Origin of the sequence: Microbacterium sp. TNHR37B, from assembly GCF_001620065.1 — a bacterium.
Taxonomy (GTDB): domain Bacteria; phylum Actinomycetota; class Actinomycetes; order Actinomycetales; family Microbacteriaceae; genus Microbacterium.
In genome coordinates this window covers 806,677-820,926 of the sequence record NZ_LQGV01000001.1, presented here as the reverse complement: position 1 = coordinate 820,926, position 14,250 = coordinate 806,677, and the positions used below count along the sequence as shown (strand labels likewise).

16 protein-coding genes are annotated in these 14,250 nt (G+C 70.3%); 6 read left to right on the top strand and 10 right to left on the bottom strand.

Annotation, left to right across the window (positions count from 1 at the left end):
• Window positions 1-51: 51 nt before the first annotated feature.
• Window positions 52-225: a DUF3117 domain-containing protein gene (locus tag AVP41_RS16275; RefSeq protein ID WP_082406089.1), complete on the top strand. Its 174-nt coding sequence runs from the start codon at window positions 52-54 to the stop codon at window positions 223-225.
• An 86-nt stretch (window positions 226-311) separates the two neighbouring features.
• Here AVP41_RS16275 and AVP41_RS04040 read toward each other — a convergent pair whose 3' ends face one another.
• A complete protein-coding gene (locus AVP41_RS04040) occupies window positions 312-959 on the bottom strand; it encodes an O-methyltransferase (protein ID WP_067161066.1) in 648 nt (215 codons plus the stop codon).
• 73 nt (window positions 960-1,032) lie between these two features.
• Between AVP41_RS04040 and AVP41_RS04035 the strand changes: the two genes are divergently transcribed.
• Window positions 1,033-1,455: a translocase gene (locus tag AVP41_RS04035; RefSeq protein WP_067161063.1), complete on the top strand. Its 423-nt coding sequence runs from the start codon at window positions 1,033-1,035 to the stop codon at window positions 1,453-1,455.
• 78 nt (window positions 1,456-1,533) lie between these two features.
• Here the strand turns inward: AVP41_RS04035 and AVP41_RS04030 are convergent, their stop codons facing one another.
• Genes AVP41_RS04030 through AVP41_RS04020 form a run of 3 tightly spaced genes read right to left on the bottom strand, consistent with a single transcriptional unit; the run spans window position 1,534 to window position 4,558 of the window.
• Complete coding sequence (locus AVP41_RS04030; protein ID WP_067161060.1) at window positions 1,534-2,742, bottom strand: Mrp/NBP35 family ATP-binding protein; 1,209 nt, start codon at window positions 2,740-2,742, stop codon at window positions 1,534-1,536.
• Entirely contained in the window at window positions 2,739-3,293 is a 555-nt protein-coding gene (locus AVP41_RS04025) for a DUF1003 domain-containing protein (RefSeq protein ID WP_067161057.1), read from the bottom strand. The genes AVP41_RS04030 and AVP41_RS04025 overlap by 4 nt, the downstream gene beginning before the upstream one ends.
• Entirely contained in the window at window positions 3,293-4,558 is a 1,266-nt protein-coding gene (locus tag AVP41_RS04020) for a magnesium transporter MgtE N-terminal domain-containing protein (RefSeq protein ID WP_067161054.1), read from the bottom strand. Before AVP41_RS04020 ends, AVP41_RS04025 begins: the two co-directional genes overlap by 1 nt.
• Before the next feature lie 124 nt (window positions 4,559-4,682).
• Between AVP41_RS04020 and AVP41_RS04015 the strand changes: the two genes are divergently transcribed.
• Both AVP41_RS04015 and AVP41_RS04010 read left to right on the top strand, forming a co-directional pair.
• A complete protein-coding gene (locus tag AVP41_RS04015) occupies window positions 4,683-5,288 on the top strand; it encodes a general stress protein (protein ID WP_067161051.1) in 606 nt (201 codons plus the stop codon).
• A complete protein-coding gene (locus AVP41_RS04010; protein ID WP_067161048.1) occupies window positions 5,285-5,965 on the top strand; it encodes an alpha/beta hydrolase family protein in 681 nt (226 codons plus the stop codon). The genes AVP41_RS04015 and AVP41_RS04010 overlap by 4 nt, the downstream gene beginning before the upstream one ends.
• Before the next feature lie 24 nt (window positions 5,966-5,989).
• Here AVP41_RS04010 and AVP41_RS04005 read toward each other — a convergent pair whose 3' ends face one another.
• Genes AVP41_RS04005 through AVP41_RS03995 form a run of 3 tightly spaced genes read right to left on the bottom strand, consistent with a single transcriptional unit; the run spans window position 5,990 to window position 10,280 of the window.
• Window positions 5,990-7,786 (bottom strand): gamma-glutamyltransferase family protein, encoded by a 1,797-nt coding sequence (locus tag AVP41_RS04005; RefSeq protein WP_067161045.1) that lies wholly within the window; start codon window positions 7,784-7,786, stop codon window positions 5,990-5,992.
• Window positions 7,783-9,207 (bottom strand): aminopeptidase P family protein, encoded by a 1,425-nt coding sequence (locus AVP41_RS04000; protein WP_067161042.1) that lies wholly within the window; start codon window positions 9,205-9,207, stop codon window positions 7,783-7,785. The genes AVP41_RS04005 and AVP41_RS04000 overlap by 4 nt, the downstream gene beginning before the upstream one ends.
• 38 nt (window positions 9,208-9,245) lie before the next feature.
• Window positions 9,246-10,280 (bottom strand): endonuclease/exonuclease/phosphatase family protein, encoded by a 1,035-nt coding sequence (locus tag AVP41_RS03995; protein WP_067161039.1) that lies wholly within the window; start codon window positions 10,278-10,280, stop codon window positions 9,246-9,248.
• A gap of 57 nt (window positions 10,281-10,337) precedes the next feature.
• Between AVP41_RS03995 and AVP41_RS03990 the strand changes: the two genes are divergently transcribed.
• Window positions 10,338-11,228 carry a PHP domain-containing protein gene (locus AVP41_RS03990; protein WP_067161036.1) on the top strand — a complete coding sequence of 297 codons (891 nt, stop codon included), beginning with the start codon at window positions 10,338-10,340 and terminating at the stop codon, window positions 11,226-11,228.
• A gap of 8 nt (window positions 11,229-11,236) precedes the next feature.
• On the opposite strand, the gene AVP41_RS03985 is transcribed toward AVP41_RS03990, so the two are convergent.
• Window positions 11,237-12,748 (bottom strand): DEAD/DEAH box helicase, encoded by a 1,512-nt coding sequence (locus AVP41_RS03985; RefSeq protein ID WP_067161033.1) that lies wholly within the window; start codon window positions 12,746-12,748, stop codon window positions 11,237-11,239.
• A 176-nt stretch (window positions 12,749-12,924) separates the two neighbouring features.
• Between AVP41_RS03985 and AVP41_RS03980 the strand changes: the two genes are divergently transcribed.
• Entirely contained in the window at window positions 12,925-13,641 is a 717-nt protein-coding gene (locus AVP41_RS03980) for a ferritin-like fold-containing protein (protein ID WP_067161030.1), read from the top strand.
• A 4-nt stretch (window positions 13,642-13,645) separates the two neighbouring features.
• Here AVP41_RS03980 and AVP41_RS03975 read toward each other — a convergent pair whose 3' ends face one another.
• Both AVP41_RS03975 and AVP41_RS03970 read right to left on the bottom strand, forming a co-directional pair.
• Window positions 13,646-13,936, bottom strand: coding sequence for a hypothetical protein (locus AVP41_RS03975; RefSeq protein WP_067161025.1), 291 nt, complete (start codon window positions 13,934-13,936; stop codon window positions 13,646-13,648).
• 1 nt (window position 13,937) lies between these two features.
• Entirely contained in the window at window positions 13,938-14,162 is a 225-nt protein-coding gene (locus AVP41_RS03970) for a DUF3107 domain-containing protein (RefSeq protein ID WP_067161022.1), read from the bottom strand.
• Between the last annotated feature and the right edge of the window lie 88 nt (window positions 14,163-14,250).

Sequence of the window (14,250 nt, the reverse complement as noted above, 5' to 3'; positions counted from 1 at the left end):
TGTCGGTCGGGACGGGTAAACTTGTCGGGTACACGACGAAAAGGAGCCGCAATGGCAGCCATGAAGCCGCGAACCGGTGACGGACCTATGGAGGCCGTGAAGGAGGGACGCCTGATCATCGTGCGTGTTCCTCTCGAAGGCGGCGGACGTCTCGTCGTCTCGGTGAACGACGACGAGGCGAAGGAACTCCACAGCGTTCTCGGTGAGGTCGTCGGCGCCGCCTGACCTCCCCCGCAGACGAGAGGCCGGTCTTCGGACCGGCCTCTCGTCGTGTCTCGGCCGCGTGACCGGAGACGGGCGCGGCTGACGCCTTATCGGACTTCGGCCGACGTGGTCGTCAGCTGGAGCAGACCCTCTCCGACGATCGAGAGCGCACCGAGCACGGCCGGCGACGACTGCGTCTCCTGGATCAGTGACCGGTACGCGCCGGTGACGCTGTCTCGACGCACGGGATCGGCCACCGCGCCGCCGTTGAGGACGCGGGGCACGAGAACGGTGCCACCGGCGCGGACGAGCCTCAGGCCGTGCTCCACGTACTCGATCACGCCGTCGGGGTCTGCGTCGACCAGGACGATGTCGTAGGACGCCTCATTCATACGGGGGAGGACGTCGGCAGCGCGGCCGGTGATGAAGCGGGCACGCGCGGGCGGGATCTTGGCGTCGGAGAAGGCGGAGCGTGCGGCGGCGAGATGCTCGGGTTCGACGTCGATCGTCGTCAGCGTCGCCCGAGGCGATCCCCGCAGGAGCCAGAGGCCCGAGACGCCGCCTCCTGTTCCGATCTCGACGATGTTCAGGGCCGCGGTGGCTGCCGAGATGACCGCGCACTGCGCGCCGACGGCGGCACTGACCGGATCAGCGCCGAGCTCGAGGGCGTGAGAGCGCGCACGGGCGATGGTCTCGGGCTCCGTCGTCACCTCGTCCGAGAACCGTCGGACCGCCTCAGCATCGTTGTCGCGCATTGCCTGCACCTCCACTGCAAGCGTACGGTCCGCGGCGGCGCGGGGCGGCGAGGCGCACGGGTAACCTTGACCCATGTTCTTCGGGATCGACATGGAGAAGATCGTCATCATCGCGGTGGTGGCTGCCCTTCTCCTCGGCCCCGAGAAGCTGCCCCATTACGCCGAGCTCCTCGCGAAGTTCACCGTCCGCGCGCGCGATTGGCTCAATGGAGCGCGCTCGCGCGTCCGCGACGAGATGGGCGAGGACTTCGACGAGATCGAGTGGCGAAAGCTCGACCCTCGACAATACGATCCGCGTAGGATCATCCGCGACGCACTTCTGGAAGACTCGCCCGCTGCTCCTGCGGCGACCTCGACCGCCGTCGCTGCGCCGATCAGTTCCGCGTCGACGTCGGCAGCGGAGGTACCGACGCCGACGAACACCGCCCGTGATGCGGTGCAGACGTTCCAGCCGGGTTCGGCGGTCCGCGTTCCGTTCGACTCCGAGGCGACCTGAGTCGAGCCTCTGCGAAGCAGCCGCGGTGGGGCGAAGCAGCCGCGGTGGGGCGGGCTCCGTCCTCCGCCCACGCGCGGCTCAGGTCACGGTGAGGGGGAGCCGCCGCGTGCCCAGTCCTCGGGGCCGCGAGGAGAGGCGTGTCGCGATGTCTTCGAGAACGCGCGCCGCGGGGTCGTCGGGACTGCTCACGACGAGGGGGACGCCCTGATCGCCGCCCGCTCGCAGGGCGGCGCTCAGGGGCACAGACCCCCACACCTCCACGACTGCGGGCGACGCAGCCGAGGGTGCGTCCGTATCCGCTGAGCGCTCCGCCGGGGCGGCAGTGAGCGCGCGGGCTACCGCCTCCCCGCCCCCGTGCCCGAAGAGATCCAGGCTCGTCCCGTCGGGGAGGGTGAGCGGTCCCATGTTCTCGATCACGCCGACCACGCGCTGGCCGGTCTGGCGGGCGAGCAGCCCGCTGCGTACGGCGACCTCGGCCGCGGCGGCCTGCGGCGTGGTGACGACCACCACCTCCGCGTGGGGCAGCAGCTGTCCCACCGTGATCGCGATGTCGCCCGTCCCGGGCGGCATGTCGATCAACAGCACATCGAGGTCGCCGAAGAAGACATCGGTGAGGAACTGCTGGATCGTGCGGTGGAGCATCGGTCCACGCCACGCCACCGCGGCGGGGGCGCCGGGGGGAAGGAACATGCCGATCGAGATGGCCTTGACGCCGAAGGCGACCGGCGGAAGCATCAGGTCGCCCACGCGGGTGGGCTGCGGAGGGAGGCCGTCGTCGCCCACGAGGCCGAGGAGCGCGGGGATGGAGAACCCGTGGACGTCGGCGTCGATCACCCCGATGGCGAGCCCCCGGGCGGCAAGGGCCACCGCCAGGTTCGCGGTCACCGTGGACTTGCCGACCCCGCCCTTGCCGCTGGTGATCGCGATCACCCGCGTCAGCGAGTCGGGTCCGAACGGCATCCGTCGGGTGCCGCCGCGCAGGCGCTCCACGAGCGCCGTACGCTCAGCGGGACTCATCACACCGACCTCGACGTCGACCTCTTCGATGCCGGGGACACCGGCGGCCGCAGCCCGCACCTCGCGCTCGATGCGGTCAGCCGCCGGGCAGCCGACGATCGTCAGGGCGATGGACACCGTTGCCCGATCCGCCGAGACCGTGACCGCCCGGACCATGTCCAGCTCTCCGATCGGCCGGCGCAGCTCTGGATCCATCACGGCGGCGACAGCGGCGTGGACCGCGGCGACCCGCCGGTCGTGCGCGGAGGAGGACGCGGGGTCGGCGCTCATGCCCGCGCGTCGCCGGTCGGCGCGTCGGTCTGCGGGTCGGCTGCCGCCCGGGCGTCGAGATGCTCGATGAGTCGGGCGAGCTCCTGGCGGAGGGTGTCCTTGCTGACGAGCTCGTCGGTCAGGTGCGTCAGGCTCATCCGCAGCGCGACGACCTCGCGCGCCAGGTACTCGGTGTCGGCGAGGTTCCGCTCGGCGCGCTGCCGGTCCTGCTCGATCTGAACGCGGTCGCGGTCGTCCTGACGGTTCTGTGCCAACAGGATCAGCGGGGCGGCGTACGACGCCTGCAACGACAGAATGAGGGTCAGGGCGGTGAACCCCAGCGCTGCCGAATCGAACCGCCACCAGCCGTTGGCCTCGGCGACCACCGTGTACGTCATCCACAGAGCGCAGAACAGGGTCAGCAGCAGCAGGAACGTCGGGGTTCCCATCGCGCGTGCGATCCACTCCGTGAATCGGCCGAACCGGTCGCGGGAGGGCTGCGGGGGACGCGCCCGGAGGGTCGTGCGGCCCAGAGGGGCGTCGAGGGAGGCCTGGCGAGTCGTGCGTGCCATCATCGCCTCCCTGCTGTCGCCGCCGCCTGCTCACCGTCGTTGGAGCGCCAGTCCTCCGGCAGCAGGTAGTCCAGTACGTCGTCGACGCTCACCACTCCGACCAGCCGGTGAGCGGCATCCACCACGGGCAGGGAGACGAGGTTGTAGCTGGCCAGGAGTCGTGCGACCTCGGCGGCAGAACCGGTCACCGGCACCGCGTCGGCGGTGTCGTCGATGATCGCACCGAGCCGTTCGTGCGGCGGGTAGCGGAGCATCCGCTGGAAGTGGACCGTGCCGAGGAGCCTTCCCGTCGGTGTCTCGTATGGCGGGAGGGTGACGAAGACGGCGGCAGCCAGGGCCGGATGCAGCTCGTGTCGCCGGATCAGCGCGAGGGCCTCCGCGACCGTCGCGTCTGCCGACAGCACGATCGGCTCGCTCGTCATGAGTCCGCCCGCCGTGTCGGGGCCGTACTTCAGAAGCTCGCGGACGTCCTCGGCCTCTTCGGGCTCCATGAGCTCCAGCAGCTCCTCACGTTGCTGCTCGGGCAGCTGGGCGAGGACGTCGGCGGCGTCGTCGGGCTCCATCTGATCGAGGATGTCGGCTGCACGCTCATCGCCGAGCGCCTCGAGGATGTGCACCTGATCGTCCTCGGGCATCTCTTCGAGGGCGTCGGCGAGACGCCCGTCCGGCAGCTCTTCGGCCACTTCGAGGAGGCGCTCCTCCGGGAGGTCGAGAAGGGTGTTGGCGAGATCGGCGGGCTTCAGCTCCGAGTAGCTCGCCACGAGCTGCTCCGCCGACTGCGCCTCGCCGGGTGTCTGCTGCTCGCGCACGTCTCGCCACTGGGCGAAGGCCGTCGGGCCCTTCGCGAAGGGGGACGCGCTCGTCTTCGGCTTGCGCAGGAACAGCTGACCGATGTCCCACTCGCCGAGGCGGTTGCGCTCGATGGCGACGTCTTCGATCACGCCCTCGCCCGAGCCATCGCGGAAGTAGACCTTGCGTCCGAGGAGCTCGGCCATCACCCGCACCTCGCCGCCGCGCTGCTGGAAGCGACGCACGTTGATGAGACCGGTGGTGATCACCTGACCGGTCGCGATCGAGGTGACCCGTCCGATCGACAGGAAGACGTGACGGCGTCCGGGGATCTCCACCACGAGTCCGACGACTCGAGGCGGATCGTCTTTTCGGAAGATGACGACGACATCCCGGACTTTGCCGAGCCGGTCGCCGGCGGGGTCGAAGACGGCGCACCCGACCAGGCGCGCGACGAAAACCCGCTGCGTACTCACTCGTCCAGCGTAGCCCGCGACCGCGGCGCCCGGCCGGTCCCGCGCCGCCGGCGAGCGAGGGAGGCGGGGCGCATCCCGTCCCGCTCCGTCGACGGCGGGGCATGCGAAGATGGGTGGTGTGAGCATGATGGGTGGTGCACCGCAGGAGCACGGCGAGACGATCGCCGAGTTCTCCTCCTACGAGGGCGCGCAGAAAGCGGTGTCGCAGCTCATCGCGAGCGAGATCCCGGCGAAAGACATCGCGATCGTCGGCCGCGGCCTTCGCTCGGTGGAGACCGTGACGGGCAGGCTCGGGTACGCCGCGGCCGCCCGCACCGGCGCGATCAACGGCATCCTGCTGGGTCTGCTCTTCTCCGCGATCTTCGTCCTCGGAACGCCCAACGCGGCGATCCAGCTGTTCGTCGGAGTGATGTTCGTCGGCATCGCGATCGGCATGCTCATGAGCATCGTCACCTACTCGCTCCTGCGACGTCGGCGGGACTTCACATCGATCACGCAGGTCGTGGCCGATCACTACGAGGTCACGGTGCTGCCGCGTTCGTTGCCGCGGTCGCGTGAGATCCTCGGGGCACGCGCTCGCTCCTCCGCCCCGGTGTCGCCGCCCGCGGACGCTCCGCTTCCTCCGCCGAAGTACGGGGAACGCATCGACCTGCCCGCGCCGACCTCCGACGCCCCGGCGCCCGGGACCGATGACACCGACCCCTCCGCGGAGCAGAAACCCGCGACGTGACGTCCGTCCTCGTCGAGCTTCCTTCGGATGACGTGGAGGTCCGTATCGCGGTGGATGCCGCTCGGGCGCGCGACGAGGGGCCGCGGGCGGTCATCGTCCTCGCCCACGGGGCCGGGGCAGGCATGGACCATCCCTTCCTGACGGGTGTGGCCGACACCTTTGCCGGCGCGGGCTTCGACGTCGTCCGGTTCGCCTTCCCCTACGCCCAGCGAGGACGGCGGATGCCGGGGCCCGCCGCTCACGCCGTTGCCGCCTGGCGCGCCGTGTTCGCGCACGCTGCGCGGCGCCGGCCCGAGGTCCCGATGATCGCGGCCGGTCGCTCCTACGGCGGACGCATGGCGTCGATGGCCGCTGCCGAGGGCGTGATCGCTCCGGCTGCGCTGGTCTACCTCGGGTACCCGTTGCATCCCCCGGGAGCACCCGACAAGGTGCGGGCCGACCACCTTCCGGCGATTACCGCGCCGCAGCTGTTCGTCTCGGGAACCGCGGATCCCTTCCTCCAGCCCCTCGAACAGTTCACGGCCGTCGTTGACGGCCTGCCGCGGGCGAGCATCCTCTGGGTGGAAGACGCGGGTCACTCCTTCGAGGTGAGGGGCGCGAAGCGGGACTCCGCGGTGATCGGCGCGGACATCGCGCAGCGCGTCGAACCGTGGATCGGGAAGGCTCTGGGCCGGTAGCCCGTCGTGTTCCCTCCGGCACCCTCACCGTCCGGCGGCGTAACCGGCCTGACCCCGCGGGTTGGCGGCGGCCCAGAGCCGGGGAGTCTCCTCGCTCCGCCGGGAGGCATGACCGACGGCGCTGAGCCGGCCGAGGGTCCAGCCGTCGACGACCGTCACGTCATGGCCGCGCGCGCGGAGGCCGTGGATCACCTCCGCGCCGAGCCGGTCCTCGATCGTCACCCCGGCCGGCTCCCACTCGCGGGGCCAGAAGGAGTCGACGAGCGCGGAGGTGTGGAGTGTGGGCGCGTCGATGGCTTCCTGAGCCTGGTATCCGCCGACCAGCATCCGCAGAAGCATCGGCAGCTGCCACTGCTCCTGCTGATCGCCTCCCGGGGTGCCCATCGCCATGATCGACCCGTCTCCGGAGAGCACGAGCGTCGGGGTCAATGTCGTGCGCGGGCGGTTTCCGGGGCGCAGCGCCGAGGGCGACGACTCGTCGAGCCAACACATCTGCAGCCGCGTGCCGAGGCAGAAGCCGAGCTCCGGCACTGCCGGTGAGGACTGTAGCCATCCGCCGGACGGGGTGACGGAGACGATGTTCCCCCACCGGTCGACGACGTCGATGTGGCAGGTGTCTCCCCGGGTCGCCCCCGAGGCATCCACGGTCGGCTCTCCGGCGCCCGGCAGCGGTCGGGCCGCGGTCCGTGTCAGGGGCGGACGGAAGGGAGTCAGGCCCGCGGGGGAACCGGGGCGCCATTGCCGGGAGGCGCGGTCGCCGATGAGGTCTCGCCGCTGCGCGACGTAGCTGTCCTCGAGGAGAGCGGTGACATCCGCTCCGTCGCCGAAGTACGCATCGCGGTCGGCCAGCGCGAGCTTCAAGGCCTCCACGATGTGATGGGCGCCATCGGGCGTGCCCGGATCGAGCGCGTGATCGGGGAAAGGCTCGAGGATCTTCAGTGCCTGCAGGAGCGCAGGCCCTTGCGTCCAGCTCCCCGCCTTGACAACCGTCGCCCCGCGGAACGTGGCGCTGACGGGACGCTCGTATCCGGCCCGGAAGGCATCGATGTCGTCCTGGCGGAGAACCCCGGCGTGGTCGGTCCCGGTGGAGTGCCGATGCGGGTGGGAGACCAGGTCGACCGCGTGACCGAGGAGTTCCCTCCAGGCACGCCGGGCGGCGTCGATACGATCGGCGCGCGGCGTCGCCCCGCCCTCCCGTCCGGCGGCGGAGGCGAGGTGGTCCATAACGTCGGCATAAGCGGCATTCCGGACGATCTCGCCGGGCTCGGGAGGGTGACCGCGCGAGAGCCACAGGGCCGCGGACGTCGGCCAATGATGCTGGAACAGCTCGCGCACGCGTCCGATCGTCTCGGCCGCGGAGCGCAGGAGCGGATGCCCGTCGCGTGCGTAGGCGATGGCCGGAGCCAGGACATCGGCGAGCTCCCACGTGCCGTGATCCCGAAGGAGGAGGAGCCAGGCGTCGACGGCCCCGGGGACGGCTGCCGCCAGACCGCCCGCACCCGGCACGAGGCCCAGTCCCTCTGCGCGGAAGTGCGCGATGGTCGCGCCCGCCGGCGCTGGCCCCTGCCCCATGAGCACGCGCGTCGCACCCGTACCCGCCTCCGTGAACAGCCCCACCAGGTCGCCTCCGGGACCATTGAGGTGGGGCTCGACCACATGGAGCACGAACCCTCCGGCCACGGCCGCATCGAATGCGTTCCCCCCGCGCTCCAGCACCGACTGAGCGGCGCCTGTGGCGAGCCAGTGGGTGGAGGCGCTGAACCCGAACGACCCCTGGAGGAGGGGCCGGGTCGTGACGGCCGGCGGCGGCGTGTAGGTCACGACGACAGGCGAGCGATCCAGGCCTCGACCTCGTCGGCCGTCCGTGGGATTCCGGCCGAGAGGTTCACCGGGCCGTCGGCGGTCATGACGATGTCGTCCTCGATCCGAACCCCGATTCCGCGGTACTCCTCCGGAACGGTGAGGTCGTCGATCTGGAAGTAGAGGCCCGGCTCGATCGTGAAGACCATCCCGGGCTCCAAGATGCCGTCGTAGTACATCTCCCGACGCGCCTGCGCGCAGTCGTGGACGTCGATCCCGAGGTGGTGGCTGGTGCCGTGGACCATGTACCGGCGGTGCTGACCACCGAGGTCGGCGTCCAATGCCTCCTGCGCGGTCACGGGGAGCAGGCCCCACTCGGCAACGCGCTGCGCGATGACCGACATCGCCGCTTCGTGGACCGTGCGGAACTTGACGCCGGGCCGAGCCGCCGCGAACGCCGCGTCGGCGGCCTCGCGGACCGTCTCGTAGATGCGGCGCTGGATCGGCGTGAAGGTTCCCGAAACCGGGAGGGTGCGGGTGATGTCGGCGGTGTAGAGACTGTCGACCTCGACGCCGGCATCGATCAGGATCAGGTCTCCGGGGATCACCCGCCCGTCGTTGCGGGTCCAGTGGAGGTAGCAGGCGTGCGGACCCGAGGCTGCGATGGTGTCGTAGCCTTCTCCGTTCCCATCGGTGCGCGCCCGCAGGTGGAACACACCTTCCACGACGCGCTCGCCGCGCTCGGTCGCGATGATGCGGGGGAGGTCGGCGACGATGTCGTCGAAGCCTCGAGCGGTGGCGGCCACCGCCTCGCGCAGCTGACTCAGCTCGTACTCGTCCTTGACCAGGCGGAGCTCGGAGAGGAACCTCGTCAGCTCCGCATCGTCCTCCAGCCGGACGTCGTCGTCATGGGGCTCGAACGCCGCGAGGTGGTCGGTGTCGATGCCGAGGTCCGCGGCGACGCCCGCCAGCGACGGTCGCGGACCGATCCAGAACTCGCCGACGGAGGCATCGGCGTAGAACTCCGCGGTCGTGCGATCGGCGCGCTCGCGAAGATACAGCGTCACCCGATGCCCGTCGTGGGTGGGGTCGAACACGAGAACCGAGTCCGGAACCGTGTCGGCGGCCCACCCCGTGAGGTGAGAGAACGCGGAATGCGCGCGGAACGGATAGTCGGTGTCGTTCGAACGCTGCTTGGCCGAGCCCGCGGGGATGACCAGCCGCCGCCCGGCGAATGCCGCAGACACCGCATCGCGTCGCGCCGCGGTGTACGCGGACTGAGGACGAGCAGGCGAGGGAAGCGCCTCGCGGTCCGCCCACCCGGTGAAGATCGTCTCCAGGAAGCCGCGCGGGAAGGGCTGCTTGCGGTTGGTGTTCTCGACCGGCGCCGTCTCGGTGTCGACGGGGGTGTCCGCGATCGTGTCGCTGTCGCTCGTGCTCATGGCACCAGTCTCCCACCCCGCGTCGCGCGGTGGGGCGTTCAGCCCTCGGAACGCTCGAACTGCACGACGACGGGGCGATGATCGCTGCCGGCCCCGTCGAGCGAGCCGATGACGACGGACGCGCGGGGTGTCCAGGCGTCGGTCGCCATGATGTGGTCGATCGGGGCGCCCAGCAGCCCCGGCCATTCGGTGGACCAGGTGCCGATGCCTCCGGTGCCGGTGGCCGAGGTCGCATCGAGGCACTTGCCGAGCGTGCCGCCGTCGGTGCCGAGACGGTCCATGTGATCGACGGTCGCATTGAAGTCGCCGGCGAGGATGACGTTGTCGGCGGCGCATTGGTCGGCGATCCACTGCAGGTCGCCGCGCCAGGCCTCCATCGCGTCCTCTCGGGGCGCGACGGCGTGGACGGCGACCACGATCGGACCGTCTCCGTCGACGGGCATCGCGACGACGCTCGGAACGGCTGACGTGTTGCTCGCGCCGCCCGCTGTGGACTCCACCAGCGCGTAGTCTCCGAGGTCGGGGGAGATGAGAAGGGTCGTGGAGTTCGCATCCCAATCGGGGTAGTCGGCGCGATCGCCGAAGTTCTCGTGGTGGGCCCACATCGGGTGACCCATCTCCCGCATCGCGACGGCAACCTCCTTGCCCGCCTCGATCGTGGTCTCGGGGAGCGCGACGATGTCGGCGCGCATGGCGACGGCGGTCTGTGCGATGACCGCGGGATCGGTCGCCGAGCCCGCGGTGTTCCACGTCATCACCCGCAGCGAGTCCGCCGTCTTGTCGGGTAGCGACGTCGTCCCGATGCCGCGTGAGACCAGGATGGCGGCGTTGGCTCCACCAGCGGCGACCGCGATGACCAGAAGCGAGGCAGCGAACGCCCTCGCGGACCGGGCGAGCAGAAGCAACAGCGAGAGCAACGCGAGGACCGCGAATGCCGCGACGAGGACGCCGCGCAGCGAGACGATCTGGGCGAAGGGGAACGTGCGCTCGAGACGGAAGAACTGCGGCCAGGTGATGATCGCGGCGGCGATGGCGAACAGCACCGTCACCAGGACTCCGAACGCACGCACCACGCGCCCGACTCTATGTCAGCAGGCTGGGAGTTCTCGGCATCGCGATACCCTCTGAGGATGCAGTGGCACGGCGAGGGAAGCGGGACGGTTGACCTCCCGTTCGCCGGTCCGGGAGACCTCCACCTGCATTCCGACTGGTCCGACGGTACCGAGCCGCCCGCCGATGTGATGCTCGCCGCCCACCGCGAAGGGCTGCGCTGCGTCGCCCTGACCGACCACGACACCACCGAGGGCTGGGCAGAGGCGGCAGAGGCCGCCACCTCGCTCGGGATGACCTTCCTTCCGGGAATGGAGCTCTCGGCGCGTCACGAGTGGCGGAGCGTCCACGTGCTCGGCTACCTGTTCGATCCCGACGACGCGCGCATCCGGGCGCTGACGAGCCGGATCCGGGACTCACGCCTGACGCGTGCGCGCACGATGACCGATCGGATCTCGCGTGACTACGACGTGGAGTGGGCGGACATCGTCGCCCAGACAGTCGACGGCGCGACGGTGGGGCGCCCGCACATCGCCGACGCGCTCGTGGCCAAGGGGCTCGTTCGCGACCGTGGCGAGGCGTTCGCGGGCATCCTCCATCCCCGCAGTGACTATTACGTCGATCTGTATGCGCCCGACCCGGTGACCGCCGTCGCTGCGATCGCGGGGGCGGGGGGCGTGCCGATCATCGCGCACCCCGCGGGCCGGGCCGGGCTGTTGCCGGTCGACCTCACCGAGCGGATGCTCGAGGCGGGGCTCGCGGGATTCGAACTCGGCCACCGCGAGAACGTCGAGCCGGCGCTCGGCCGACTCCGACGCCTCGTCGAGCGCGAGGACCTGATCGTGACGGGTTCGAGTGACTACCACGGCGTCGGCAAGCCGAATGTGCCGGGGGAGAACACCACGAGTGTCGCGATGATCGCGCGGATCATCGAGCGGGGACGCGGCAGCTCGCCGGTCTTCCCGTCGTGACCGTGCGCTCAGGCTCCGGCGACCGGGGCGCCCGATCCGCCGCGACGCCGGCGCCGGCGCCGGGCCGGGGCGGGCTTGCCGTCGTGGTGCTCCTTGCCGGCGCCGTCATGCGTCCCCGCGCCGTCGTCCGAGCGGGCTGCTGACGTCGACCCCTCCGAGGCGGGGGAGTCCTCTCCCTCACCGGATCCGTCCGCGAACGTGGAGCCGACGCGGGCCTCGTTCGCGCCGCTGCGCCGCCGCCGACGGCGACGGGTGCCGCCTTCGGTGGTGCCCTCGGCGGCCGCGTCTGCGGCGCGCGCGGGGGCAGCCGTGCGGACGGACTGGGTCTTGGGTGCCGTCGTGATCCGTCCCTTGGTTCCCGCGGGGATGTCCAGGTCGCTGTAGAGATGGGGGCTCGAGGAGTAGGTCTCGACGGGCTCCGGCTGGCCGAACTCCAGCGCGCGGTTGATGAGAGCCCACTTGTGCAGGTCTTCCCAGTCGACGAAGGTGACCGCGATCCCGGTCTTTCCGGCGCGCCCGGTGCGGCCGACGCGGTGCAGGTAGGTCTTCTCGTCGTCGGGGATCGTGTGGTTGATGACGTGGGTGACATCGTCCACGTCGATCCCGCGGGCAGCGACGTCGGTCGCGATCAGGATGTCCTTCTTGCCCGCCTTGAAGCCCGCCATGGAACGCTCGCGTGCTTCTTGGCTCATGTCGCCGTGCACGGCACCCGCGTTGAATCCTCGATCATTGAGCTCGTCGACGAGGCGCTGCGCGGCGCGCTTGGTGCGGGTGAACACCACCGTCTTGCCGCGTCCCTCCGCCTGCAGGATGCGGGCGATGACTTCGTCTTTGTCCAACGCGTGGGCGCGGTAGACCAGGTGGCGGATGTTCGCCTGCGTCAGCCCCTCGTCCGGATCGGTGGCGCGGATGTGGATCGGGTTGGACATGAAGCGCCGCGCGAGAGCGACGATCGGGCCCGGCATCGTGGCCGAGAACAGCTGCGTGTGGCGGATGGCGGGGACCTTGGAGAAGATCTTCTCGATGTCGGCGAGGAAGCCGAGATCGAGCATCTTGTCCGCCTCGTCGAGGACGACCTCGGTCGCGTTCGAGAGATCCAGCAGTCGCTGGTTGTTGAGGTCGATGAGGCGCCCGGGCGTTCCCACGACGATCTGTGCGCCGGCCTTGAGCTGATCGATCTGGCCCTCGTACGCCTTGCCGCCGTAGATGGCGACGACGCTCGTGGAGCGGTTCGAGGTGAGCATGTCCATGTCCTCGTACACCTGCACCGCGAGTTCCCGCGTGGGGACGACGATCAGGGCTTTGACGCCGGGGGCGGGGTCGAGGCCGAGACGCTGGACCACGGGGATGCCGAACCCGAAGGTCTTGCCGGTTCCGGTCTTGGCCTGTCCGATGATGTCCTGGCCGGGAAGTCCCAGCGGAATGGTCTGCTCCTGGATCGGGAAGGCGTCCACGATGCCGCGCGCGGCGAGCGCGTCGACGATGTCGCTGTCCACTCCGAGTTCGACGAATGTCGTCACTTTTCCATGCCTGTCTGGCGGTGAGAAGCCGCCGGTGATGAGGTCCACGCCCTTCACTCAGCCACAGGCGCGGGGTCCCGATCCGTCGCCGGGACCCGACCAGCCTACCGGAGGCGCCGTCACCCACCTGGGTGATCGGCCGTGTCGTCGCGCGCGGTGCCTCTAGGCTGGTGCCCGTGGTGAGGTGGTTCTGGCAACGCGGGCGCACTCCCGAACGGACGCTACGGCTGCGGTCGCGCGGCGAGCTGGGCGACGTCTCCCGCGTGGACTTCGAGGAGCTCGCTCCCGACATCGACACGTTCCTGGGGCAGGCCGCCTACCTGCAGCTCGGCTACTTCGAGACGCTCAGCGAGCTCATCGCGCCGACGCCCGACCTCAATCAGAAGGAGTCGCTGTCGCTGGCCGCCGGCGCCGCGCTCCTCAAGCACCGCGAGCTCGTCAGCGTGATCCGCGAGCGGGGGGACGACCCCCTCGATCTCATGTTGCCGTTCCGCGAGCCGCTCGACGCGTTTCGCCGAGCCACCCACGGTGCGCGTCCTCTGGAGACGATGCTCTCGGTCCACATCACGGCCGGCATGCTGGACGACTTCTACCGTTCGCTCTCGGCCAGTTATGCATCGACGGGCCGCCGCGTCGCCGACATCCTCGATCGCGACGACGACCGAGACGCCCTCGTCGGCATCATCACGGCGGCGATCGCGAGTGACTCCGAGTGGCGCTCGCTACTGGCGCTCTGGGGACGACGTCTGGTCGGTGACACGCTGCTGATCGCGCGCGGAGCATTGCGGCCGCAGGGACTCGATGCCGCGGAGGAGAAGCGCGTCGAACCGGTCTTCACCGAACTCCTCGGTGCGCACTCGCGTCGGATGACTCAGCTGGGCCTCGACGCCTGATCCGTCAGGCGATGCCGAGACGGACGCGCTCACGGTCGTCGTGAGCGGCACGCGCGCGGGTGAGCGCGACGAGGGTGAGCGGCACGACGACGAGGGGCGCGGCGAGGGAGATCAGCCACAGCCACGGGTCGAGCGTCGTCTGGCCCGCCCAGGTGAGCGCGAGCCAGACGGCTCCGCCGACGAAGGCTCCGAGGATCGGGGCGAGAGCCACGCCACGCGAGGTGCGCCCGGCCTGGAGGAAGTGGAGCAGTCCTCCCGCCGCGGCACCGAAGACGAGGGCGATGACGATCTGCATGTCAGGCGACGAAGCCGACGCGGCGCGACTGGTCGGTGCCCACCTCGACGAAAGTGATCGCGGTGGTCGGGACGACGTACGAGTTGCCCTTGGCGTCGGTGAAGCTCAAATGGCCGGTGCCCGACTCGATCGCGTCCGTGACGGTCTTCTTGACGGCCTCCGCCGTCTCGTCGGACTCGAAGCTGAGCTCGCGTGCGGTGTTCGCGAGGCCGATGCGGATCTCCACGATGATTGCCTTTCCGGCCCGGGCTTCCGGATGCCTGCTTCGACTTTACGACACGTGAAGGGGTCGGCGGCCCGGCTACCGCAAGCCT

Excerpts from the sequence above, each read along its gene's own strand:
- AVP41_RS04015 (WP_067161051.1), top strand. The coding sequence starts at position 4,683 with ATGATGGGTGGTGCACCGCAGGAGCACGGCGAGACGATCGCCGAGTTC.
- AVP41_RS03990 (WP_067161036.1), top strand. The coding sequence starts at position 10,338 with ATGCAGTGGCACGGCGAGGGAAGCGGGACGGTTGACCTCCCGTTCGCC.
- AVP41_RS16275 (WP_082406089.1), top strand. The coding sequence starts at position 52 with ATGGCAGCCATGAAGCCGCGAACCGGTGACGGACCTATGGAGGCCGTG.
- AVP41_RS04035 (WP_067161063.1), top strand. The coding sequence starts at position 1,033 with ATGTTCTTCGGGATCGACATGGAGAAGATCGTCATCATCGCGGTGGTG.
- AVP41_RS04030 (WP_067161060.1), bottom strand. The coding sequence starts at position 2,742 with ATGAGCGCCGACCCCGCGTCCTCCTCCGCGCACGACCGGCGGGTCGCC.
- AVP41_RS04025 (WP_067161057.1), bottom strand. The coding sequence starts at position 3,293 with ATGGCACGCACGACTCGCCAGGCCTCCCTCGACGCCCCTCTGGGCCGC.
- AVP41_RS04040 (WP_067161066.1), bottom strand. The coding sequence starts at position 959 with ATGCGCGACAACGATGCTGAGGCGGTCCGACGGTTCTCGGACGAGGTG.
- AVP41_RS04000 (WP_067161042.1), bottom strand. The coding sequence starts at position 9,207 with ATGAGCACGAGCGACAGCGACACGATCGCGGACACCCCCGTCGACACC.
- AVP41_RS03975 (WP_067161025.1), bottom strand. The coding sequence starts at position 13,936 with ATGCAGATCGTCATCGCCCTCGTCTTCGGTGCCGCGGCGGGAGGACTG.